Source organism: Kitasatospora sp. NPDC127060 (genome assembly GCF_042724935.1).
Lineage (GTDB): Bacteria > Actinomycetota > Actinomycetes > Streptomycetales > Streptomycetaceae > Kitasatospora.
Genome location: NZ_JBHXEG010000068.1, coordinates 19,456 through 41,181, shown reverse-complemented (window position 1 = coordinate 41,181; position 21,726 = coordinate 19,456). Strand labels below are relative to the sequence as shown.

Here is a 21,726-nt window from a genome sequence, read left to right as displayed (position 1 = left end):
GACATGCGCGACCCGCTCGGCGACCGGGCCAAGGCGGCGCAGCAGGGGGTGCCGTGGGGCCCCGGTGTCGGCGAGGCTCAGGACGGGAGCGAGGACGAGGTGCCGGCCGCGCACATCGCGGCCATCCAGGCCGGGCTCGTGAAGACGATGGTGGAGCGGGGCCTGGCACGGTGCATCACCTTTCACAACCGCACGATCGAAGCCCGCTACTTCAGCGAGACGCTGAACCAGGCCGTCGAGAAACTGCACTTTGAGAACCCGCAGAAATACCCTGCCGAATTCTGGTCGCGGTGGCTCTCCGGCGAGCATGACGTGGATTTCCGCAAGGATGTCATCGCCGATTTCGGGAGCAGCGGTGAGGAGGACGGGCTGAGGCACCGGGTCGTCGCTCAGTGCAAGGTCCTGGGCGAGGGTGTTGATATTCCGGACGCTGATTCTGTTCTTCTTCAGGGTCGGGGAAGCATGGTGGATATCGTCCAGGCCATCGGCCGGGCTTTGCGGATGAAGCCTGGAGAGGGAAAGACCGCCTCGCTGATCGTGCCGGTTTTCCTGAAGCCCGGGGAGGAGCCTGGGGACATTCTGGAGTCGGAGAGCTATTCGGCGTTGATCAAGATTCTGACCGCTTTGAGGTCTCACGACGCACGCGTGGTGGAGGCCCTTGCGGTGCCGCAGAAGTCGGGCAAGCGTACGAAGGGGCGCAGCGCTGAGGCGGCTTCTGGTCCTGGTGAGAGCTGGTCTGGTGAGGGTGGTTCGGGGGCGTTCACGCTGCCGGTGCGGTTCCAGACGCCGGTGGACGAGAACGTGCTCGCGCTGTTCATCGCCTCGCGGGTGCTGACCGGGGAGAACCAGTTCTGGCGGGAGGGGATCAACCACGCCCGCCGGTGGTTCGAGGAGACCGGCGGGCTTTACGTGCCATATTCCGCGATGGCCGGAGAAGAAGGAAAGTTTCCGCTCGGTAAATGGTTGTCGGATAGGCGTGGCGAGTATGCTGATGGGGAATTGGCGCGCCACCGGGTCGACATGCTCGACCAGCTGGGGATGATCTGGTCGGTCTCCGACGCCCGCTTCGAGGCCGGCCTCGACTGGGCCCGGGTCTGGGCCAAGGAGCACGGTTCGTCTCTGGCCGCGCCGGCCCGGGCCTCGGTCGGTTCTTATCCGATCGGTACGTGGCTGTCCGAGCTGAGGGCCGCCGCGCAGGTGCCGGCTGGGGAGCCGGGGGCGCTGTCGCCGGAGCGACGCAGGGCGTTGGAGGAGATCGACCCGTGGTGGTGCCCCGCCTGGCCGATCACCTGGCAACGCGCCTACGCCGTGGCACGGTTGTGGTGGCTGGAGTCCGACGGTCGCGTCGGCTGGACCACGCTGCCCGAGGACACCGTGTTCGAGGGCGAGCAGCTCGGACGCTGGGTGCGGGCGCAGCGAGCCGGCTGGCCCGACCTGGAGGAAGACCAGCGGGACCTGCTGACGGCGATCGGCGTCGAGCCGGACGCCGAGCTGGTGGCCGCGAAGCAGGCCGCGGAGGCGAAGCCGAAGGTGTCGAGGGTGGATCGCTTCCAGCAGGGCCTGGCCGCGCTGGCAATGTTCGTCGAGCGGGAGGGCCACGCACGGGTCCCGCGCCCGCACCGGGAGCTGCTTGAGGTCACGGTGGCTGGCCCGGGCGGGGAGGAAATCGTCGAGACCGTGCAGATCGGGCTGGGTGCATTTTTGAACAACACGAAGGCACGCCGGGCGAAGCTGACCCCGGGGCAACTGGCGCAGCTCGCTGAGCATGGCGTGGAGTGGGCGTAGAAGCCGTTGTCGTACCGGCGAAGGAGCGCGGCGATCGAACGGGAGTCTCGATCGGGTGATCGCGGACCGGTCGGCGCATGACGGCAGGGCCTCCTGAACAGCTCGTGGGTGCGAATCCAAAGAGCTACGGCAGGAGGCCCTGTTGTCGCAGTTGTACGCGGTGCGGCCCGCGGAGTCCAACTCCCGCGTGTCGTCGTGTGATTGCCTCGCGCACGTGTACGGGAACGCGGCCGATCATGGTGAACGTGCGCGACGGTATCCGTCGGACATGAGCGACGCGGAGTGGGCCCAGGTCCGTGTCGCACTGCCGGTACCGGGGTGGCTGGAGGGTCGGGGCGGGCAGCCGGAGGGCTATTGCCACCGGCAGATGATCGACGCTGTTCGCTACCTGGTCGCGGGCGGCATCACCTGGCGGGCGATGCCCGCCGACTTCCCCGCGTGGGACCGCGTCTACGCCTTCTTTCGGCGATGGCGCGACAAGGGCCTGGTCAAGGAGTTGCACGACCGGCTTCGCGGGAAGGTTCGCGAATCCGCGGGACGGGACGAGGAACCGACTGCGGGAATCATCGACTCGCAGTCGGTGCGGGCCGCGGCGTCGGTGCCGGCCGCCACCTCCGGCTACGACGGCGGGAAGAAGGTGCCGGGCCGCAAGCGCCACATCGTGGTCGACACCCTGGGACTGCTGCTGGCCGTGGCGGTCACCGCCGCGAACATCACCGACCGCCAGGCCGGGCAGCACCTGCTGGCCCGCCTGCGCGAGCGGTACTGGCGCATCACACTCGTGTGGGCCGACGGCGGCTACACCGGGCACCTGGTCGACTTCGCCGCGAAGGTGCTGCACGTCGCGCTCACGGTCATCAAACGGACCGACGACACCGCCGGATTCACCGTGCTGCCGAAGAGGTGGCTGGTGGAGCGCACGTTCGCCTGGCTGATGCGCTCGCGCCGCCTGGCCCGTGACTACGAGGCCCGCACGGACACCGCCGAGGCGATGCTGTGGTGGTCGATGACCATGGTCATGAGCCGCCGCCTCGCCCGTCGGCGACCCTGAACATGCCGGGCGCGTCCTCGGCCAGCCAGCCCCGCGCCACCAGACGCTTCGCCTTCGAGCGGACCCCCTCGACCTTCGCGGGAACCACCTCCAACCCCAGTGCTCCGGCGATCTGCCGGCAGTCCATCGGCCCGGCGTCCGACCGCTCCCGGTCGGCCAGGACCTTCATGATCCGCTGGTAGTCCGGCGCCAGAGCCGTCACCTTGACCCCATCACGCCGCACCGGCACCACCGAACCGGGCACCGCCTTGGCCCCGCCCGCCTCCGGCCCCGTCACGGCAGGCGGAGCGGCCGGGGCCGCCTCAACCACGCCGGGTTCCCGCGGCCCGGCCAGGACCTCGCTCACCGTCTCACGGGCGATCACGAACCGCTCCCACACGGCCTCCGCCTCGCGCAGCTCGGCCTGAAGGGCCTCCACCCGTTGCCGAGCTGTGCGTTCGCGCTCCTCCAGCAACCCCATCACCGACGGCATCCCGGCACCTCCACCGAGCAGACGACACGACACGTCATCCCTGCCGCCGAAGCGTCGAGCCTACGCCTAACCAGGAAACGCACCCATCACTCTCGGAAAGACAACGGCTTCTAAGAGGTCGTTTTCACCTGGACTGACCTTGTATGAGCCGGTTCGCGGGGTGTGGGGTTGCGGTGCGGGTGGGGCCTATGAGGCCATCGAGATCCACGGATCGTGCGAGGTTGCGGATGAGGCGGCAGGCACCCTGTTTCTGTCTCATCCCGGGATGTCCGGCGTTCGTCGTCGGTCGTGTGCTTCCGCCGTCGGTGCCGTGCGCCTGGGCGCATTCGGTCCGCAGCGGTAGACCGGAAGCATGGCGAAGCGACGACCGTATCCGAGCGATCTGTCCGATGCCCGCTGGGAGTTGATCGAACCGGTCCTTGTCCGCTGGCGTCTCGAGCGCCGCAGGAAGGCCCTGAGCTTTGGTCGGCCGCCCGAACACGACCTGCGCGACATCATGGACGCGATCTTGTACGTCGACCGGACCGGGAGCCAGTGGCGCTACCTCCCGCACGACTTCCCGCCCTGGAACACGGTCTACGGCTACTTCGCCAAATGGGCGGACGAGGGTGTGTTCGTCCGGCTCAACGGCCTGCTCAGGCAGCTTCTACGAGAGAGGGAAGGGCGGGCGCCGGAGCCGACGGCCTGCGTGATCGACGCGCAGAGCGTCAAGACTTCCACCAGCGTGCCCGCCGCCGGCCAGGGCGTCGACGCCGGCAAGAAGATCGTGGGACGTAAGCGGAGCATCGTGACCGACACGCTCGGCCTCCTCCTCGCCGTGCTGGTGACCGCGGCGAGCGTGCAGGACTCCGTCGCCGGCACCACACTGCTCGACCGGGTCGCCACCGATCACCCCGCCATCCGAAAGGTGTGGGTCGACGGCGGCTACCGCCAACACCTCGTCGAGCACGCGGCCACCCTCGGCATCGACATGGAGATCACCGCCCGCAAGCCCGGGACCAGAGGTTTCACCCCCGTCCCGAAGCGTTGGGCGGTCGAGCGGACCTACGGCTGGCTCATGCTCCATCGCCGCCTCGCACGAGACTACGAGACCCTCCCCACCCGCTCCGAAGCCGTCATCCTCATCGCTATGACCGACCTCATGACCCGCCGCCTCACCGGGGAAAGCACCATCTCCTGGCGCGACCCGAAAAATACCCCCAAACAACCCACCCCAGGATGAAACATCGGACGAAAACGACCTCTAAACGGGACAGCCCTTAACAACACCCCACCGCCCCCCCAAGTAGGCTGACCCGACCCCACCCGCCGCCACACACAGTCACCCGCCCACTCTCCGAACAGGTCCAACCAAAGGTCCAGACAATACGGTGTGCGGGGCCATTCCACGCCCCGCAACACCATCAGGTCACACCCTCCACCCCTCACCGGGTAGAGCTTGGCATGCCGCACCGCACCTCCCACCACGGATCGTCCGAGCAGCCACCCGCTCGCGCTTGGTCGGAACCGGCAACACCAGCGGGCCCAAGTCCTTTGCAACGCGGGCCTATACGCACTGCGGGCCACTCCAACCGGTCCAGGCAAGCCGGCGAGTGGTCAGGCGAGGGTTTTGTAGAAGAAGGTGGAGGAGGCGAGGGTGCCGTCGGGGTCCGCGGCGTAGCCGGGGACGAGCCCGTACGGGGTCCAGCCGGCCGAGTGGTAGAGCCGTTCGGCGGGGCTGTCGGTGCGCGTGTCGAGCAGCAGCAGGGTGGCGGAGGCCGCGGCGGCGGCGCGTTCGGCGGTGTCGAGGAGACGACGGGCGAGGCCCTGGCCGCGGGCGTCGCGGTGGACCATCAGTTTGACGACCTCGGCGCGGTGACGGCCGTTGTCCTTGTCGCCGAGGACCAGGCTGACGGTTCCGACGATCCGGCCGCCGGAGTCGCGGGCGATCCAGCTGAGACGGTGTCCGGCGGCCAGAGCGTCCTCGTACTGGAGCCACCAGCGGGCGGCCTCGGTGCGGTCGAGGTCGTCGAGGAAGCCGATCGACGCGCCGTCGGCGACTGCGTCGAGCAGCAGGTCGGCGAGCCCGTCCTGGTCGGCCGTCAGGTCGGCGGCGGCGAGGCAGACGATCTCGGTCATGGCGGGTACCCCCTGGGGCGCGGCGGTCACGGTTGTCACAGCGGTCCGGGCAGTCCCGGCGGTCGAGGCGGTCACGGCCGTCACGGCCGTCACGGCAGGACGACGGCGAGGGCGTAGCGGACCGGCCGCAGGCCCGGGCAGTGGAAGCGGGACGGGCCCCAGAGCCGGAAACGCAGGCAGTCGCCGGTGGCCAGCTGGTGGGTCTCACCGCGGACGGTGAGTTCCAGGGTGCCGTCCAGGACCCACAGGTGCTGTTCGATACCGGGGACGGGCGGGGCGTCATAGTCGATGGCGGCGCCGGGGCGCAGGGTGCCCTCGATCAGTTCGCCGCGCAGGCCCGCGTGCGGCGGGGAGACGGAGCGGCGGACGAAGCCGGATGCGGGGTCGCGCCAGACCGGTTGGTCCGGGGCGCGGAGCAACTGGGGCGGTTCGGCCTCGACCTCGGCGAGCAGGCGGGACATGGTGCGGCCGTAGGCGGAGCAGAGCCGGCCGAGCTGGGCGGCGGTGGGGCTGATCTCGGCGCGTTCCAGGCGGGAGAGGGTGGAGCGGCTGACGCCGCTGCGAGCGGCGAGGTCGTCGAGGGACCAGCCGTGCTCGGCGCGGAGCGCGGCCAGGCGGGCGGCGAGTCGCAGGTCCTCGGGGGACGGTTCCGGTTCTCTCACATTCAGGAGGATATCCCGGATCGGGGATGTGACGGCCAGCGGGGTGGCGACGGCGCGGGCAACGCGATGCCCCGCACCCGAACAGGAGGGCCGGGACGGGGTGGACAGGATGTCCGGCCCCTCCCTCTCGCCGATCGAACCCCGGCACGTACAGCACGGACGCAGCAAGGCGTTCGCCCTACGGACGGCCTGTCTGAAGGACGCCTCGCGGTCGGCCCGGGACCACTCCACGCGCAGGCCGCGGTACCAAGGGTTGTCTGCGGGGGTGCGTATCGTCCGGGGCAGCAGGTATCGCAGAAGTGAGAAGAAAGGGGCGGGGTTAGCTGAATCGATGCCCCGCCCCACGCCACCAGACGCAACAGGTCACGCCCTACGGTCCCGCACCGGGTAGAGCTTCGCGTGGAGCACCCGCGCCTCCCACCACGGATCGTCCGGGACGGACACCAGCGCGGCCACCAGCTCCCGCTTCGTCGACGCGGGCAGCACCAGGGGACCCAAGCCCTTCGCGACACGGTCCCGCACGCACCCCGGGCACTCCAGCCGGTCCGGGCTGGCCACCTCCCGCAACTTCAGCTTCGAGCCCTCCTCCCCGCCGATGGAGCCCCGGCACGTCCAGCACGGGCGCAGCGCGGCGTTGGCCGTGCGGGCGGCTTCCAGCTGCTCTTCGGCCTCCCGTTCGAGCCGCTCCTTCCACTTCTGGTGGCAGGTCCAGCAACGTCCGCCAGGCTGCCGGGTCCACTGGCCGTGGAGGCCGTACTCCCAGGTGCTCTCCTGCTCGGGGATGTCGCCGCAGTCGATGCAGACCAGGGAGTCCATCAGCTCCTGGTGGGCCTTCTGCTGCTCGTCCTCGCGGACGGCCTGGCGCTGGTCGTAGGCGGCCCGGTTGTTCGGGTTCTCCAGCGCCTCGATGAGGCAGTGCCGCCCCGAGCGGCCGAAGCGCCACCACACCGGCCCGAGCGGCCCGTGCTCGGCCAGCATCTCCAGCGTGGTCGCGACGACCGGGACAGCATCGTCGTAGACCCGCCAGCCGTCCCCGTCGTTGTCGTCCCGGTGCACCGTGCACCATCGCCCGCCCCAGCACTCTGCCGACAGCTCGGCCACGGCCTCCTGGCGGCTGGCCAGCGCGACCGGTCCGGCGTCGGTGACGACCAGGGCGACGGGTGGGTACCCGGCGCGGGTGTGCCCGGGGTAGGCCCGGCGCCACCAGTGCACCGTCCGGTCGGCCGGCTCCTCCTCGGAGCGGGCCGGGTCGTTGTCGCGGACCTTCACGCGGAACAGCTCGCGGTAGGCGATGAACTTCGCCGCGACCTGCTCCGGGGCCATGGTGGAGCGGTCGACCTCCACCATCAACACCGACACCCCGATCTCCGGAGCCTGGAGCACCGCGTCCGGGCGCACCTTGCGTCGGCCGCCCGGCAGCAGGAACTCCACCTCGGTCGCCCAGTCGGTCACGGTGCCCACCCCACCCGCGGGACCGGGCCGCCGAGTGAGGGCAAGTCGACCACCGCGGGAACGTCGACCAGGGCGGCGACATCGCTCGGGAGCGTGCCGCAGGCCGGACACCCGCCCAGCACCGCCGACAACACCGGCCCGCCCAGCACCCGAAACATCAGCAACATCCGCGCGCACTCCACTCGTCCACGCCCGGGTTCAACGACGCAAGCAGTCCGGCTGCTGGTGGAGCCACGCCCGGGCGGACACCAGCACCCGGTCCCGATCGCCGCCCACGGCAGCGGTGGGGTCGTTGTCCACCTCTTCGTCAGGCCGGATCGGACCGTTGTACGTGCGGCCGGCGCGGTCGACGTCATCGGCGGTGGTGAGGACCAGGGCCGCTCCGTCGGACAGGTGGTACACCCCGTTCCCGGTGGGAACACCGTAGGTCGGCTCACCGAAGAAACGGGTGTCGGCACGGCCACGAAAGGCGACCGCGACCGCCTCACCGGAACTGCCGGTCCGGTGGCTGATCAACACGGCGACAGGCGGGGCGCTGCGGGCGAGCGGTTCACCGTCCGTCCAGCCCACGGGCTCGCCGTCCGCGTACGCGTTGCCGTGCTGGATCGACCACGTCGAGCGGTTGCCGTCGGCGTCCACGAAGCCCCCCACCGGCCCGTCGCCCAGCACCGGCCCCAACACTGCCAGCATCGGCCACAGGGATCCCCCGCGATCGTCGCGCAGGTCCACGATCCAGCCGCAGGCGCCGGCCCCGCCTGCCGTCGCGACTGCCGCCCGGCCCTGTCGCACGTACGCGTCGTAGGTCTGCCGGGTCCCCTGGACCTGCGGCAGCGAGACGTAGCCGAGGCCGTCCTCCAGCGCGCGGCCCGTCAGGCCCTCGAACGATAACGCGGTGGTTTCGTACCTCGCCCCGGCCTGTTGCGGATTGAGGAAGAAGCTGTGGCCGCCGCCCAGGGAGTTCAGCGCCAAGGCGATGACCCCGTAGGTGTCGGCCGCCGTCCGCGCGCCGTGCGCCTGCTCCAGCGCCCGCCGTCGCAGCTGGGCCCAGTTCACCTCGTGGCGCTGGACGGAGTGGTGTTCCATCAGGTCCAGCGCCGTCGTCAGGTAGGTCCGGGCCGCAGGCGACACGCCGTCGTCCGGGCCCTGCGACAACCCGCTCGCGGACCCGGCCACCGGCAACAGGACTCCCACAGCCGCCACCAGGGCAGCCAGGTGCAGCGAACGTTTCCGTGCCATCTGTTCCCCCCAGTGTTACCCCAAGGCGTCGCGGGGCGTGCACCACTGTAGGACCGGGCAGGGCAGTCGCGGAGCGGCTGTTCTGCGTCCGTGCACGGGGTAACAGCTGATCGGCGTGCCTGCCCCGTTCGCCCTGTCGTATCGGTGGTGACCGGCCAGCCCAGTGGAAAAGACTTCCCCAACCAACGGCGGGTAGGAGACGGTGAGAACCACTGCGTACGGCTTCGACGCGGTGAAGCTGCGGCCGCCCGTACCGCCGCCGACGCCTCGGTCGCCCACATCGTCCCCGCGGCTAGCGTCACCGAGCGGGCGCTACCTCGCCGGGACACGCGTGCCGAGGCCGGAGGTACTGCCGCGCCTGGCGAAGTCCGTCGGCGTCGCCCCGGCCGACCTGTGCACCGTCGAGCACGAGCGCCTGGTCCACCTGCGGGTCTTCGCCGGCCGCGGCCGCGCCCAGATGGCCCGGACGCTCGGCAGCGCCTTCGTGCGCTCCTCCCACGCCCCGGCCTCCTCGACCGCCTTGTGCACCAGCTCCGGCGTGAACGTCCGGGTCAGCAGCCCCATCCGGACCCGCTCCGGGAAGCTGTCCCCGGCTATGTGATCACGTGCCACAAGGACGAGACCCTACGCCATCAAGATCAGCCAACAGAAGCGACGTTGGGCGTCGGGTCGGCTCGCACGACATACTCAAAAACCCGTGAAAAACGGCCGCCAGCACGGAATGCCTGGCGGCCGTTTCTGTCTAGCTCGGGTTCTGCGGATCCCAGTTGCACTGGTGCAGCGCGAAGAAGACGCGAGACAGTGCGTTGCTGGTCCCTACGTCGGCGCGCCAGGACTCCACATCCCAGCTGTCGCCCGTGCTCCATCCCGAGGAATTGAGCGGATCCGGGAAGACGAAATTCGCATGGCAGATGAACTGCTCATACTCCGCGTTGTACTTCGACTGGACGGACAGCTGCTGCGGGGGCGGCGCCATCGTCCACAGCTGGTCCCAGGCGCCGCCGAGATCACCGACCGCGTTGCGGAATCCTGCGTCCGTCGGATAGGCGCGGATGACCACCTCGTTCGGGAAAGCGGCGGGGATCTCGACGCGCACCTGTTTGAACCAGTCCGTGGCGGCCTCGCTCAGATAGCCCGTGCATTCTCCCGAACATCCCTCCTCCCGGTGTCCGGAACTCCAGAACAGCGTGCTCTGCCGGTTGGAGAAATTCTGGTACGTCTGGTTCGTCGCAGTGTCGGCTTTCTCGTCCGAGGTGGGATATCCGAACGACCCGCCCTCCCAGCCGTAATCCCCCCACAGCTTCCCGATCTTCCCCCATACGGGGTGCGCGCCGTAGGCGGACGCCCAGTAGACGGAGCCGCCTTCGAACTCCTGACGGCGGCCGAATCCGTCGGGGTTCGCCAGCTCGTCCGACGTGGGGTACCCAAGCGGACCGGACTCCCAGTTCTTGTCCGCCCACTTCGCGCCGATGGCGCCCCCAACGGGATGGGCGCCCGTAGCGGGCTTCCAGTAGACGGTTCCCCCGGTGAATTCCTGCCTGCGGCCGACGCCGTCCGGGTTGACCAGCTCGGTCGTCTTCGGGCAGCCGAGAAATCCCCGGTCGTAGTTGTAGTCCTTGTACTTGGCGAGGATCGCTCCGCCGACGGGGATCCCGCAGAAGACGGGGTCGTCCGCCTGGGCGGACGGGGATGACCCCAGCAGGGCGGTCACAGCCAGGGATGTGGACGCGAGCATCGTCATGATGCGGCGAGCAGGCACGGAAATCCTTCCGGAAAGCAGTCGATTGTGCTGTTTTCTACGGGGGAAGAGGCCTCCCATCGAAGGTTCCTTCCCGGAAATAGACGGCGGAAACAGCAAGAACAAGACGGCGCGAGATTTCAGTTCTCGCTACAATGGAAGAAGAAAAACGACCGGGCGGTCGGCTTGTGCTTCATCGAGTTGTTCAGGAGCCGGGTGGCCATCAGCCTCGATCCTTCAGCGGCTTGTGCTCGGTGATCGGCTCGGCAGTTCGCCCGTAATGTCCCGATGCCGTTCGGGGTGGGCCGTCGCATGACGCTGCGGGGACGCCGGGTTCCACGAGCCCGGGGCTGCTCTCCTTCCTGGTCGTCGGTGCGGTGACCAGCCGTCAAGTGGCGGCCGGGATCTCGGTCAATCGCCGCTAGGCGAGGACGAACACTTCGGCCCAGGGCTAGGTGCGGTCGATCCGCAGCCAGCGGCGGCGGGCATGGGCCGCGAGACGGGCGGGCAGATGGTAGAGCCGGTAGCGCATCGTGTCCGGCTCGGCCCGTTCCAGGTCGGGCCGGTCGTGCAGGGCCAGCAGCCGGACCAGCAGTCCAGGTCGTGGCCGAGGTTCGCGGCGAGCATCCAACCGCGATTGACCTCCCAGGACTTGCTCGGAAGGTTCCGAAGCCCCATCGCCTTGTCCGCTCGCACCCCGTCCTCCACCACGGCGTGTTCGCGGGCGACGGCGTCGAGCCACTGGGGCTGGTGCGAGCCCGGGATGCCCCACATGTGACGGATGTTCGTGGCGATCACCGAGTACTTCCAGCCCGTCTTCAGCTCGAACGTGGTGAGCTTCTTCCTGTGTCGGCCGGCGGGCCTGACCCGGCGGACCAGCAGCCGCATGCCCTCAGGCCAGCCGGGTCGGGTGTTCACGCCGGTCAACTCCGCGATTCCGTAGCCGTCCTGGATGTCGCCGTCCTGGCAAAGGGAAGCCTCCCACGCCCTGGCGGGGAGCTTGGCGATCGCCTTCTCGTCGTCCTCGGTGATCGTCCAGCCGACCAGGTAGCGCACGGTGCGGCCGGCGGTGTTCAGCGCCTCCAAATGCTCCAGCAGGTCGTGCGTCGCGCCCGCTCCGTCGATCCGCACGAGGATCTTCGCCTGGGAGGTAAGCCCCCCGGGGACGCCCCGGGGAGACACCCGGGGAGTTGTTCCAGCTCGCCGGGCCTGCGGCGCGCTCTGACGGCGGCTCACAGCGGGCCTGGACGGCCGTGGGAAGCGCTACCCGCTGCGGGTCTGCCGCACACCGTCGACGGCCGTCCTGGCGCCGCCTCAGGCCTCGCAGATGCCGAGCGTGGAGACCGTCGGCCCGGCTCCGGGCGCAGCCAGGCCGGCGGGGTGGGTGGCGTGGGTGGGGTGCGGTCGGTGGCGAGGTACTGGGGAATAAGGCGGCCAGGCCCTCCACGGTCTGCTGGCGGGGTGGGTCTGGCCGCTCGGGAGGCTCAGCGGTGGCAGTGGGTGCAGGCTTGGGTTCCGGCGAAGGCGCGGTCGGCGGCGGGCACGTCGCGGCCGGTCGTGGGGGCGGCTGCGTCGAGGCTGTGGCTCAGCGGGCGCCTGCCGACGGTGGACGGCTGGTAGGCCCGGCCGGTCGTGATGAACTCGTCGACCCGGGCAACGTACCTGCCGGGCTCGCGCACGTAGATGCTGCTGGCCTTGGTCTCGGCTTCCCACTGCTCGACAGCTGCGGACCAGCGCTTCTCAGCTTCCTCTGCCGTGGTGAAGAACTCCTTGCCGATGCGTTCCCAGCTGGTGCCGCGCACCCGCTCGGCGATGACCGCCAGCTTGATCACGTCCTCGTAGGAGCGCTGGATCACGCAGGCGCGGGCGATGTAGTCGCCGGCCACCGCGACGTCGTCGCCGAGCAGCAGCGCCATCCCCTCCAGCTGGGAAGCCCTGCTGGCGATGCTGCTGCCGAGCTGGATGCGGGCCCGGTCGGAGGGGCTGAATGCGTCGGCGGGCAGCCCGCTGACGTCCACGGATGCCTGTTCGCTGGTCTGTTGTGTCGTCACCCTCTGTTCAACGAGCCGACGGGCGCGGCGGTAGCGTGCGGGTGGTGAGCGGCACTTCGTCTTCTTCTGCGAGGGCTCGGCGTGGGCTTGGTCCTGGTGCGGGGCGGGTGCTGGCCGCCGTAGGCGGGCGGGCGCCGCGTTCCCCGTTGCCGTGGTCCGAGGAGGGGGTCGACGCTGGGCTCCAAAAGGTGCTGGTGGCCCATCAGCGGCTGGTGGCCGAGCGGTGGGCGGAGGCGTTCGAGGACCTGGACGAGGGTGTCCTCGGTGACGCCGCGCAGGAAGCCCGGCAGGAAGGGCGGGATCCGGTTCGGGCCGTCGATGTCCTGGTGCGGGGTCTGATCCAGCAGTTGGAGGACTGGAGGCGGACCGGTGCCGCCTTGGAGGAAGCACTGGCCGCGGCGGCGCTGGGCAGGCCGCTGCCGGTGTGGGCGGCCGAGGCTCTGGCCGTCGAGCAGGGACGGTTGTGGGGGGCTCGGCAGGCGCTGCTGGAGGCCGTCGCCCGGCACCACCACGGCGGCCCCGCGTCTTGGTGAGGGCCGGTCAGCGGCCGGAGGCCGGCTTGTTGGCCTGGTGGGCGCGCAGGACGGCGTCCAGCGCCAGGTCCGTGCTGGGGTGGGTCTTGGGGCGGGAGAAGTTGTCGCTGAGGAGCTTGGCGGTGCCGCGCGGCTGGTAGAGGAGGGCGATCCAGCCGGCCTGGCCCCACGGCCCGTCGGGCAGGGGTGCGGTCCATCCGATCGGCGTGCTGTGGTGGCGCAGTTGGAGGACGCCTTGGGCGTCGGGGGTGTGCCAGGAGCCGAGTTCCCAGCAGGGGCCGAAGGTGATCTCCAGGTCGTGGAGGAAGTCGGGGAAGTCGAAGCGGGTCTCGGGGTCGGTGCAGGCCGTACGGCGGGCTCGCTCGGCGGCCTCGGCCGCAGAGCGCCAGATCGGCTCCTTCTCGGTCTCCGGGCCGGTGGCGGCGGCCGCTTCGGTGGCGAGAGCGGTCGGAGGGGCGGCCGGGGTTTCGCCCCGCGAGGCAAAACGGTCGTCCTCGACGACGGCCTGGTCGTCGCCTTGGGCGCCGCCCTCGTTCCAGCGGTCGATCCGTTCGCAGGAGCGGGCGACGACGCGCTCGTGCTGGGTCAGGTCGGGCCAGCGGGCCTTGTCCCGGATGTCCTGTGCGGCCATGTAGGCGCGGGTGCCGTAGGCGGGCAGCACGTGGGCCAGCTCCGCGAAGGCCTCGGCTGGGTCGCCGTCGGCGGTCTTCTCCAGGAAGCGGGTCAGCCGGCGGTGCAGCGCGTCGGCGATGCCGAGGAGGTGGTGGCCGTCCTCGCCCCAGCGGGCGAGGACAGCGTCGACCGGGACGGCGGCTACGGGCGCAGCGGGGGTGCCGGGTGCAGCAGTGGGGCCGGGTGCAGCGTCCGGGCCGGGCTGCGGTGCAGAGGGTGCAACGACTCGGGCTGCTGCGGCTTCGCGGATCTTGGCCTTGACGCGGTCGACCTTGCTGCGGCACGAGCGGGAGCAGTACTGCTTCGGGCGACTTTGACCGCCCAGCGCCGGGGCGAGATGCGCTGTCAAGGTCCGACCGTCAGGCCAGCGGACCCTCCAGCGATTGGATGCCAGGCCGCGCAGTTCGGCCACCAACTCGCAACCGCCCTGTCGCACCGACCAGCAGGCGGGGGGTGGGTCCCGGCTAATGCTTCGCCCCACTCCGCACTAAGTGGCACGCGCCAGCTACTCTCTGCCATCATGCAGAAGATCACACAGCTCGCCGCATCCATATCCGTCATCGGCCTGGCTTTCCTGTCGGCAGGATGTTCATCCGCCCAGCCCGAGGCCACCCAGCCTGAGGCCACCCGGCCTGCTCCGTCGATGTCCGCACCGGTTTCATCGTCACCCTCCGCAGCAGCCACGCCGGTGGTGGCGGACCGGGTTCAGTCCGCCTTCGCTGGGGCCGCCGCTTTCGCGTCCATCACCCACCGCGGCCGCCAGCCGTCCGCGGAGACCTGCGCCGCAGAGTGGAACGAACTGTCGCCGTCGAAGCAGGCAAGCCTGGACCGGGCCGGCTTCGACGCGGGCTGCTACGGGGACTCCAAGCCGGAGACCATCACCTTCGGCGCCGGCAGCACCCCCAGCCCCAACACCACTCCCTGACCTCCGTGCCCGGCGCACCGGTCGCAACAGCAGGCGGGCACAGGTCGGCCACACTGCCTCCCCACCCGCCAGTCAAGATCAAGTGACAGAAACCCCGCGCCCGGCACCGGGGCGGGAAGCGCTATCGGGACCCGGCGTCAGGACAGCGAACCGGCCAGCAGTTGGGCGGCCAGGTCGTGCAGTTCGGTCACCAGATCCTTCGTCAGCCCTCCGCACTGTTCCTGTTGGTCGTCCGCGCGATACAGCCATCCGCGGACCGGCCACAGCGACGAGCCAGGGTCGTCGGCGGGGCACAGCTCACAGCCGATCCGCTCGGCCACCACCAACGGATCTAGGCGGCCTTCCAGCAGGTCCAGGAGGCAGTACCGTGCCAGCGCCCGGTTTCGGCCCTCAATGGTGGTGGGCAGCCGCAGCGCCGGCCAGAGTTCCTGCTCCACCTCGGCCAGCAGCCGGCGCGCCTCCAGAACCTCCCCATCGGACAGCACACCGAGCTCCCACAGGCTCTTGGAGTCCGCCCCGCCGGCCAGTGCCGCCCAGGCAGCCTCCACCGCCGCAACGACCGACTCCGGATGACCGACGATGCGTCGCTCCAGCAGCACCCGGCGCAGCGGTTCCAGTGCCTCGTCCAGCTCCATGGCGCGAGCGTAACCGCCCACTCCAGCCCGGAGCGACGGGTTTTGATCCGGCGGAAGCCAGCACACTCCGCCAGCACGGCATCGCCGTACGCCCGTACAGCAAGCTCCACCGCTTTCCCCGCCATCAGCCAAGATCAGGTGGCGGGAACCCCCGGTGGTCAAGATCGCCTGCCAGAGGACACGAAGGTCGGCGGCCGGTTGTCCCAGCCTTGTCCCAGGTCCGGACGCAAAACAGCGTGACCTGGGGTTTTCGGGTGGGACCGTCCTAGCGAATCGGGCGTGCTGGGACAGGGGCGTCTCAGCCTTGTCCCAGGCCGCCGGCGGGGCGACGGCGCCCGCCGGTGATGGCCCGGGTTGTGCGTCTCGGGTCCGGCGGGCACCGGCAGCAGCGTAGCGGTCGCGGCTCGCCGGCCCGGCTCTACGGCGCGGGGTGCGGCGGGTCTTCGGGGACGACGGCTGCGATCCGTACGGTCGGCGGCCAGGGCGGGGCGGGGGCGTAGGCGAACACCACGGGGGTGCCGTGCCGTCGGCCGCACGGGTGTGCGATCTACGATGGGCCGGTGTCCGACACCGATTTCCCCGCTGACCTGCTCGAACTCCAGCGCCGCTGGTACGCCGCCGAGCTGTACTCCCACTCGCACTGGGCCGGCGCGGGGAACCGGCACAAGGCCGCGATGAAGCTCAAGCAGGCCGCCCGCCCGGACACCACGCAGGAACCGGCGGCCTGACCGCCGGTCGGCCCTCCTGCGCATGCGCCTGCTCCCAGGCGGATGACGGTGAAGGGGGTCGCGCGAGCACGTCGGGAGGCATCAGTGGCAGATGACGTCGGGACCGAAGGGCCGGACGAGGCGCACCGCCGGCCGCCCGGGGTGGACGACGCGACGGTCCAGGCCCTGGGGATGCTGACGAAGGCGCTGGAGTGCACCGAGCGGGCCCGCGGCCACCTGTACGCGGTGCACCACATGACCGGCGGCGCCGACCGGATGCTCGCCGAGGCGGTGCGGATGCTGCGCCAGGCCGGGCACGAGGAGCAGGCCGGCCTGGTCGAGCGGGAGCTCCTCGGGCGGGACGTCGTCCCGGGGATGTGGACCTACCAGCTGATCGAGGCGTACAACCGCGCCTACTACCGGGTGTTCACCGCCGTCGGGGAACAGGTCCGCCAGGACCTCGCCGCCGGCCGTCGTCACCTGGCGGAGGCCGAAATGCAGCAGGCCGCGCGCTCTCGCCGCCGCAGGCACACCGCTCCGTAGACCAGTGCCTTCGTTGTGGGATTCCTTGGATTTCGTCCGGTTAATTTCGCTCGGTCGGTCATAGAAAAAGTCCCGGCCGCCTTTTCGACGGCGCGGGACTGAGGTTTATCGGCGACACGGAGCTGTCCCAGGCCTGTCAGCGGTACATCGGCTGTGGGCCACGGCCCCGATTCCACGGCCGACCGGTGCACCCGGTCGCTGCGCACAGCCGGGCGGTGCCGGTCTCGTCGGCGAACAGCAGCCGGTCTTCGTCCGGGCGCCCCGCGTTGCCGCACCCCCCACGGCCCCTCGCCGAGCCGTAGGACGACGGCCAGGTGCAGCAAGGCGCTGCGGCCGCCGATGGCGGGCGCGTACACGCGCTGGCCGTCGACCAGGTACAGGGAACTCACACGACCTCCTGGATCGACGGCGTCCGTCTGCCGGGCGCTGCGGCAGTGTGACTGAGCGCTCCAGTTGGCGAGTCTGAGTGTTGTGGTTGGCGGACGTGGCGCAGGGCCCGAGGACCCAGTTCTCCGAGGCGGTGCCCGCCGGCAACTGGCGGAAATAACAAGGCGGGGCGGTCCGCGCCAGCTACAGTACTGATGTGGCCGTCGTAGCGATCTCTCGCCGATTTACCGGCCCCCTGGCCCCCGAAGGGTGCCGCAGGGGTCGGACTTCGCCACGTCTCCAGAGCTGAGTCGGCTGACCCCACTGTGCGGTCGAGCCCAGGGGCTGGGGGGTGTCCGAAACCCCGTCACAGCTCTTGGCCAGGAGGCCGCCATGCCCGCCCACCTTTCCGCTGACCAACTCGCCCGCGACCTGTCCGTCCGGGACCTCACCGACCCTGCCGCTGGCCCGCACGCTCTCCAGCTCATCCTCAACCGCGCCGTCGAGGCGCTGGCGAACAGCTGGGGCTGCGAGGTCCGCTGGTGCCGCGGCGAGCGCACGGTCACCGTCGAGGACAACTACGACAACCTCGGCTACCGCGCCGATGACATCACCCGCGACGCGCGCTACACGCGGTACCTCGACGACCGGACCATGCTGCGCAGCCACTCCAGCGCCCTGATCCCGGCCGCGCTGCGCGCGCTGGCCACGGACCCGGCCGACGACGTGCTCCTGGTCTGCCCCGGACTGGTCTACCGCCGCGACAGCATCGACCGCCTGCACACCGGCACTCCCCACCAGCTCGACCTGTGGCGCATCACCCGCCGCCCGGCGCCCATGACCACCGCCGACCTGGACGACATGGTCACCACTCTCGTGGCGGGCATCCTCCCCGGGGCCAGGCACCGCCACGAAGACCGTCTCCATCCCTACACCCTCTCCGGCCGCCAGGTGGACGTGGACCGCGACGGCGAATGGATCGAGGTGGCCGAGTGCGGGCTGGCGCACCCGCAGGTGCTGGAGCGGGCCGGCCTCGACGCCTCGTGGAGTGGCCTCGCGCTCGGCATGGGACTCGACCGCATGCTGATGCTGCTCAAGGGCGTCCCGGACATCCGCATCCTGCGCTCGGCCGAGTCGTCCGTGGCCACCCAGATGGCCGACCTGGCCCCTTACCGAGCTGTGTCCACCATGCCCGGTATCCGCCGGGACCTGTCCGTCGCCGTCGACCGGGACGATCTGGCCGAAGACCTCGGCGACCGGGTCCGCGACGCCCTCGGCCCCGACGCCGACTGTGTGGAAACCGTCGAGATCCTCAGCCAGACGCCGTACGCGGAACTCCCGCCGCAGGCCATGGAACGGCTCGGAGCCCGCCCGGACCAGAAGAACGTCCTCCTCAAGGTGATCCTGCGGCACCTGGACCGCACCCTCACCGACCACGAAGCCAACCTACTGCGCGACCGCATCTACGCCGCCGTCCACCAGGGCAGCGCCCACCAGTGGGCGACGGTCAGCTGATGTGAGCCGAGGCCGGCGCCTCCTTGGAAAGGGCGCCGGCCTCTCGGCCATGCTTCGAGGGCCCCGCCACCGCAAGCACTCAATCGCTAACTGAAGCACTCAGTCACAGGCAGACGGACGCTGGGGTCCTGCGGCGAGCCTTACAACTCGACGTCCATCCACGCGATGTCGTTCAGCTCCACATCGAGGCCGCGGGCGCGGTGGCCGTTGTCCTTGAAGTAGTGCTCGCGCAGGCCTTCGGCGAGGATGCGCTCCTGCTCGTCCTGGCTGGCTCCGGCATCGCGGGCCGCGTACAGCCGCTGGGCCACCGGGCCGGGCATCTTCTGCGTGATCACCCGCTCGCGCGGGTCGTCGGTGGAGCCGCCAGCCGCGCTGTAGCCGAAGGTCGCCTGGATGTGGAGCATGAAGCCGTTCTTCTCGGCGTCGCGGCGCACCCGCTGCTTCACCCGCGGCTGCCAGCTGGCACGGACCTTCTGCTCGATGGCCTTCGCGGCGGCCGGCTTCGGGGTGCCCTGGCCCTTGAGCCAGCGCTGCACGGTGCGCTGGGAGACGCCGAGGTCCTGGGCGAGCTTCTTCGTGGAGCCCTTGGCGCCCTTGAGCAGGAACCGCATCCGGGCGGGGACGGACTGCGGGATCGGCTTGGTGCGCTCGGCCCGCTCCAGGCCCTCGTCGATCTCCCGGCTCACACTGCTCTCCTTCCCGGCCGACGAGAGCGGCGGCCACTGCTGGTGGTCATCGGTGGGCGGCCCGCCGGACGGGTGCCGACGGGCCGAAGGGTGACTACTCGTCGGCGGAGACGACGCCGCCGGTCTTGATGTGCCGGGCCGGGTTCGTGTCGTCGGCGATGAGCTCGGCGATCTCGGCCAGCGGCCGGGAGCCCTCGAACTTCACCATCCCCGGCGACACTCCCAGGCGTAGGGCGGTGGTGAGGGTGCCGTCGGGCTTGGTGAGGATGTCGAGGGCGCCGGGGCCGGGGGCGGCGAAGACGGCGCAGTCGGAGAGGACGGCGAAGGCGTGGAGGCCGGTGTCGGTGGCCATCTTGCGGAGTTTGCGGTGGAGGTTGACGGTGGCGGTGTCGATGACCAGGGCGCGCATCAGCGGGTCCCAGGTCGGGCGTTCCAGGGCGGCCCAGCGCTCGCCGGGCTTGTAGCCGTGGCCGCGGGGGCGTTCGCGCATCTTGCCGATGGTTCCCTTGGCGGTCTGCTTGATCGCGGTGAGGACCGCGAGCTCGGCCGGGTCGCCGGTGGTCTTGAGGCCTGCCATGGCGTCCAGGAAGGCGACCGGGTCGGTGTCGGCGAGGTGCTGCGGGACGCCGAGGGCGGCCATCGTGTCCAGGTAGGCCTGGCGCAGGTGCTTGTGCCACGGGTCGAGGTACGGGCCGTGCTCGTGCCGCAGGTACGCCTCGGTCGGTCGCACGGTGGCGCCGAGCTCCTGGGCGTAGGCCAGCTTCACTGTGGAGTACCAGGCAGGTCCCGTCGGCCGGGAGCCGTCCGCGGTGAACGGCGACGGGAGCAGCGGGTCGGTCTCGAGGTGGGAGAGGTCGGCCCACCAGGAGCCGGGGATCCGCTTGTCGAAGACGGGGTTCAACTCGTGCACCGGCGGGCCCAACGGCAGGGTGAGGCGGCCGGCGGCCGCGAGGAAGGCCATGTTGACGTCCAGGCCGACGCCGTACAGCGCCGTGCGCTTCTCGTCGTCGGTGAGCTCGCGGAACCAGTCCCACGCCTCCGTCACCAATTCCTGTCCTGGGCCACGGTCCTGGGCGAGCGGATGCACGTCCAGGACCTCCGGCGGTGCCGGGTCGAACCCGTCCTTCGGGCGGGAGCCCTCCACCGGGCCGGACGTCCAGCCCGTGTCGGTGCGCACCGCCCGGGTGGGCGGGCGCAGCGCGGTGACGAGTTCGAGGCCGGAGACGGCGGTGGAGCCGCGCGGGGTGAGGACGCGCTTCGCGTAGGTGCCGAGCAGGCGGGCCAGGCCGGAGGTGTCCAGGCCGTCGGGGATCTGCCAGCCGCCCGAGGTGAGGGCGCCCCAGGCGGGGATGCACAGCTGCACGCAGACCCGCTTGCCGTCCTCGGGGGTGCGGTAGACCCGGGCCCACGGCCCGAGGCCGCGCTGGGTGAGCTGCCAGCCGGCCTTCTCGATCTGCTTGACGGCCTTGTGGGTCTTCGGCAGCTGCCCGAGGCGCTGGACGAACTCCTTCTTCTCGTCGCGGCCCATCGGCGGCAGGCCGAGCTCGGCGAGGGCGGCGTCGGTGAGGACGACCAGGGCGTCGCCGTCCTTGCCGTGCCGGTGCAGCCTCGGCGAGCCGAGCTTCACCTCCAGTGCCCACTCCACGACATCGGCGAGCGTGCGCCCGGACGGCGCGGTCGGCGCCACGGTGCCGTCGGCCAGGTAGGCCACCAGGGACCGGCCGGACGGGGCGACGTCCAGCACCGCGAGCGGGCCGGCCGGGAAGCGCGCGGCCGCGGCGGCCTCCCAGTCCGCCGAGCCCTCGGCCGCGGCCGGCTTCTTCGCCGGGGCCTTCCGGGCCCGCGAGGACGCCGCCGGACGCGACGACGACGCGCGGTGCGGCGCAGTGACCGGAGCGACCGAGGCTGCCTGCTCCGGCGCCGCCACGGCGGCCGGGCCGACGGGGGCGACGGGGGCGGGCTGCTGCTGGACGGCCGGGACGGCGGCGACCGGGCGGCAGAACCCGCCCAGGTGCATGGGCATCCCCTGGGCGCGGTAGACCGACGGCTGCCCGCACTGCACACACGGCGCGGGCGCGGCCATCAGCAGCGAGCCGTCCGGGTTCTGGTCCAGCATCACCACCTGCGCCGTCGGCATGGCCGGGGCGCTCTGCTCCGGCGTCGGCGCGGCCACGAACGCCTCCGGCACCGTGTCCAGGGCAGCCGGGACGTCGGTCTGCCGCACCGTCTCGGCCGGGGCCGGCGCGGGTGCGGCGCCGCCGTCGGCGCGCACGAGGCCGGCAACCTGCGCGCGGCGCAGCCACTCGGCAGGTTCCACGGTGCCGTGCTGGAGCGCCAGCGTCGCGAGGAACCGGATGTACACCTCGCGCTTGGGCGGGCGGGGCTCCGTCGTCCCGGCCTCCCACCGCACGATCGTCTCCCTGCGGGTCTTCAGCGCCGCGGCCAGTTCCTCCTGGGTGTAGTCGCCGGCCTTGCGCAGCCGCTCCCGCTCGGCCGGGACCGGCAGGTCGTCCACCGGGCGCGGGCGGGCCAGCAGCGCGTCGATCGACGCGAACAGGTCGTCAGTCACAACCTCACCT

At 70.9% G+C, this 21,726-nt stretch carries 21 protein-coding genes; 8 read left to right on the top strand and 13 right to left on the bottom strand.

All coding sequences use genetic code 11. From position 1 onward, the window contains the following. The first annotated feature begins 3 nt into the window (after positions 1-3). Together ACFWIS_RS30290 and ACFWIS_RS30285 are read left to right on the top strand one after the other, a co-directional pair. Complete coding sequence (locus ACFWIS_RS30290; RefSeq protein WP_380454377.1) at positions 4-1,785, top strand: Helicase associated domain protein; 1,782 nt, start codon at positions 4-6, stop codon at positions 1,783-1,785. A 268-nt stretch (positions 1,786-2,053) separates the two neighbouring features. After that, a complete protein-coding gene (locus tag ACFWIS_RS30285) occupies positions 2,054-2,836 on the top strand; it encodes an IS5 family transposase (protein WP_043469258.1) in 783 nt (260 codons plus the stop codon). Here the strand turns inward: ACFWIS_RS30285 and ACFWIS_RS30280 are convergent. Beyond that, complete coding sequence (locus ACFWIS_RS30280; RefSeq protein WP_380454375.1) at positions 2,802-3,308, bottom strand: hypothetical protein; 507 nt, start codon at positions 3,306-3,308, stop codon at positions 2,802-2,804. The genes ACFWIS_RS30285 and ACFWIS_RS30280 overlap by 35 nt on opposite strands. Positions 3,309-3,660: 352 nt before the next feature. Here ACFWIS_RS30280 and ACFWIS_RS30275 point away from each other — a divergent pair, with 352 nt between their 5' ends. Beyond that, the gene (locus ACFWIS_RS30275; protein WP_380454373.1) at positions 3,661-4,530 is read left to right on the top strand and encodes an IS5 family transposase; all 870 of its coding nucleotides are present in this window, start codon (positions 3,661-3,663) and stop codon (positions 4,528-4,530) included. A 374-nt stretch (positions 4,531-4,904) separates the two neighbouring features. Here the strand turns inward: ACFWIS_RS30275 and ACFWIS_RS30270 are convergent, their stop codons facing one another. The 8 genes from ACFWIS_RS30270 to ACFWIS_RS30235 form a co-directional block, all read right to left on the bottom strand. Beyond that, positions 4,905-5,426: a GNAT family N-acetyltransferase gene (locus ACFWIS_RS30270; RefSeq protein ID WP_380454371.1), complete on the bottom strand. Its 522-nt coding sequence runs from the start codon at positions 5,424-5,426 to the stop codon at positions 4,905-4,907. Between the two features lie 89 nt (positions 5,427-5,515). Then, entirely contained in the window at positions 5,516-6,088 is a 573-nt protein-coding gene (locus ACFWIS_RS30265) for a helix-turn-helix domain-containing protein (RefSeq protein ID WP_380454369.1), read from the bottom strand. A 363-nt stretch (positions 6,089-6,451) separates the two neighbouring features. Continuing rightward, positions 6,452-7,540 carry a replication-relaxation family protein gene (locus ACFWIS_RS30260; RefSeq protein WP_380454367.1) on the bottom strand — a complete coding sequence of 363 codons (1,089 nt, stop codon included), beginning with the start codon at positions 7,538-7,540 and terminating at the stop codon, positions 6,452-6,454. Positions 7,541-7,738: 198 nt separating this feature from the next. Further along, positions 7,739-8,776, bottom strand: a complete 1,038-nt coding sequence (locus tag ACFWIS_RS30255; protein WP_380454365.1) for a S41 family peptidase — start codon at positions 8,774-8,776, stop codon at positions 7,739-7,741. 312 nt (positions 8,777-9,088) lie between these two features. Then, complete coding sequence (locus ACFWIS_RS30250) at positions 9,089-9,340, bottom strand: hypothetical protein (protein ID WP_380454437.1); 252 nt, start codon at positions 9,338-9,340, stop codon at positions 9,089-9,091. Between the two features lie 178 nt (positions 9,341-9,518). Further along, a complete protein-coding gene (locus tag ACFWIS_RS30245; protein ID WP_380454363.1) occupies positions 9,519-10,535 on the bottom strand; it encodes a hypothetical protein in 1,017 nt (338 codons plus the stop codon). Positions 10,536-10,925: 390 nt separating this feature from the next. After that, positions 10,926-11,645 carry a hypothetical protein gene (locus ACFWIS_RS30240; protein ID WP_380454362.1) on the bottom strand — a complete coding sequence of 240 codons (720 nt, stop codon included), beginning with the start codon at positions 11,643-11,645 and terminating at the stop codon, positions 10,926-10,928. Between the two features lie 353 nt (positions 11,646-11,998). Further along, a complete protein-coding gene (locus ACFWIS_RS30235; protein WP_380454360.1) occupies positions 11,999-12,565 on the bottom strand; it encodes a hypothetical protein in 567 nt (188 codons plus the stop codon). Between the two features lie 194 nt (positions 12,566-12,759). On the opposite strand from ACFWIS_RS30235, the gene ACFWIS_RS30230 reads away from it, so the two are divergent. Next, on the top strand, positions 12,760-13,098 hold the full coding sequence (locus ACFWIS_RS30230; RefSeq protein ID WP_380454358.1) for a hypothetical protein: 339 nt from the start codon (positions 12,760-12,762) through the stop codon (positions 13,096-13,098). Positions 13,099-13,105: 7 nt separating this feature from the next. On the opposite strand, the gene ACFWIS_RS30225 is transcribed toward ACFWIS_RS30230, so the two are convergent. Continuing rightward, positions 13,106-14,119, bottom strand: a complete 1,014-nt coding sequence (locus tag ACFWIS_RS30225) for a hypothetical protein (RefSeq protein WP_380454356.1) — start codon at positions 14,117-14,119, stop codon at positions 13,106-13,108. Between the two features lie 171 nt (positions 14,120-14,290). On the opposite strand from ACFWIS_RS30225, the gene ACFWIS_RS30220 reads away from it, so the two are divergent. Further along, on the top strand, positions 14,291-14,695 hold the full coding sequence (locus tag ACFWIS_RS30220) for a hypothetical protein (protein ID WP_380454354.1): 405 nt from the start codon (positions 14,291-14,293) through the stop codon (positions 14,693-14,695). A gap of 137 nt (positions 14,696-14,832) precedes the next feature. On the opposite strand, the gene ACFWIS_RS30215 is transcribed toward ACFWIS_RS30220, so the two are convergent. Next, entirely contained in the window at positions 14,833-15,330 is a 498-nt protein-coding gene (locus ACFWIS_RS30215) for a hypothetical protein (RefSeq protein ID WP_380454352.1), read from the bottom strand. A gap of 560 nt (positions 15,331-15,890) precedes the next feature. On the opposite strand from ACFWIS_RS30215, the gene ACFWIS_RS30210 reads away from it, so the two are divergent. The 3 genes from ACFWIS_RS30210 to ACFWIS_RS30200 all read left to right on the top strand — a co-directional run bounded on the left by ACFWIS_RS30210 (position 15,891) and on the right by ACFWIS_RS30200 (position 18,461). Next, positions 15,891-16,058 (top strand): hypothetical protein, encoded by a 168-nt coding sequence (locus ACFWIS_RS30210; RefSeq protein WP_380454351.1) that lies wholly within the window; start codon positions 15,891-15,893, stop codon positions 16,056-16,058. Between the two features lie 84 nt (positions 16,059-16,142). Further along, positions 16,143-16,580 (top strand): hypothetical protein, encoded by a 438-nt coding sequence (locus ACFWIS_RS30205; protein ID WP_380454349.1) that lies wholly within the window; start codon positions 16,143-16,145, stop codon positions 16,578-16,580. A 759-nt stretch (positions 16,581-17,339) separates the two neighbouring features. After that, positions 17,340-18,461, top strand: a complete 1,122-nt coding sequence (locus ACFWIS_RS30200; RefSeq protein ID WP_380454347.1) for a hypothetical protein — start codon at positions 17,340-17,342, stop codon at positions 18,459-18,461. Positions 18,462-18,601: 140 nt separating this feature from the next. On the opposite strand, the gene tpg is transcribed toward ACFWIS_RS30200, so the two are convergent. Together tpg and tap are read right to left on the bottom strand one after the other, a co-directional pair. After that, positions 18,602-19,147: a telomere-protecting terminal protein Tpg gene (gene tpg, locus ACFWIS_RS30195; RefSeq protein WP_380454345.1), complete on the bottom strand. Its 546-nt coding sequence runs from the start codon at positions 19,145-19,147 to the stop codon at positions 18,602-18,604. 94 nt (positions 19,148-19,241) lie between these two features. Beyond that, entirely contained in the window at positions 19,242-21,716 is a 2,475-nt protein-coding gene (gene tap, locus ACFWIS_RS30190; RefSeq protein WP_380454343.1) for a telomere-associated protein Tap, read from the bottom strand. Positions 21,717-21,726: the final 10 nt, after the last annotated feature.

Excerpts from the sequence above, each read along its gene's own strand:
- ACFWIS_RS30290 (WP_380454377.1), top strand. The coding sequence starts at position 4 with ATGCGCGACCCGCTCGGCGACCGGGCCAAGGCGGCGCAGCAGGGGGTG.
- ACFWIS_RS30285 (WP_043469258.1), top strand. The coding sequence starts at position 2,054 with ATGAGCGACGCGGAGTGGGCCCAGGTCCGTGTCGCACTGCCGGTACCG.
- ACFWIS_RS30280 (WP_380454375.1), bottom strand. The coding sequence starts at position 3,308 with ATGCCGTCGGTGATGGGGTTGCTGGAGGAGCGCGAACGCACAGCTCGG.
- ACFWIS_RS30275 (WP_380454373.1), top strand. The coding sequence starts at position 3,661 with ATGGCGAAGCGACGACCGTATCCGAGCGATCTGTCCGATGCCCGCTGG.
- ACFWIS_RS30270 (WP_380454371.1), bottom strand. The coding sequence starts at position 5,426 with ATGACCGAGATCGTCTGCCTCGCCGCCGCCGACCTGACGGCCGACCAG.
- ACFWIS_RS30255 (WP_380454365.1), bottom strand. The coding sequence starts at position 8,776 with ATGGCACGGAAACGTTCGCTGCACCTGGCTGCCCTGGTGGCGGCTGTG.
- ACFWIS_RS30250 (WP_380454437.1), bottom strand. The coding sequence starts at position 9,340 with ATGGGGCTGCTGACCCGGACGTTCACGCCGGAGCTGGTGCACAAGGCG.
- ACFWIS_RS30220 (WP_380454354.1), top strand. The coding sequence starts at position 14,291 with ATGCAGAAGATCACACAGCTCGCCGCATCCATATCCGTCATCGGCCTG.
- ACFWIS_RS30215 (WP_380454352.1), bottom strand. The coding sequence starts at position 15,330 with ATGGAGCTGGACGAGGCACTGGAACCGCTGCGCCGGGTGCTGCTGGAG.
- ACFWIS_RS30200 (WP_380454347.1), top strand. The coding sequence starts at position 17,340 with ATGCCCGCCCACCTTTCCGCTGACCAACTCGCCCGCGACCTGTCCGTC.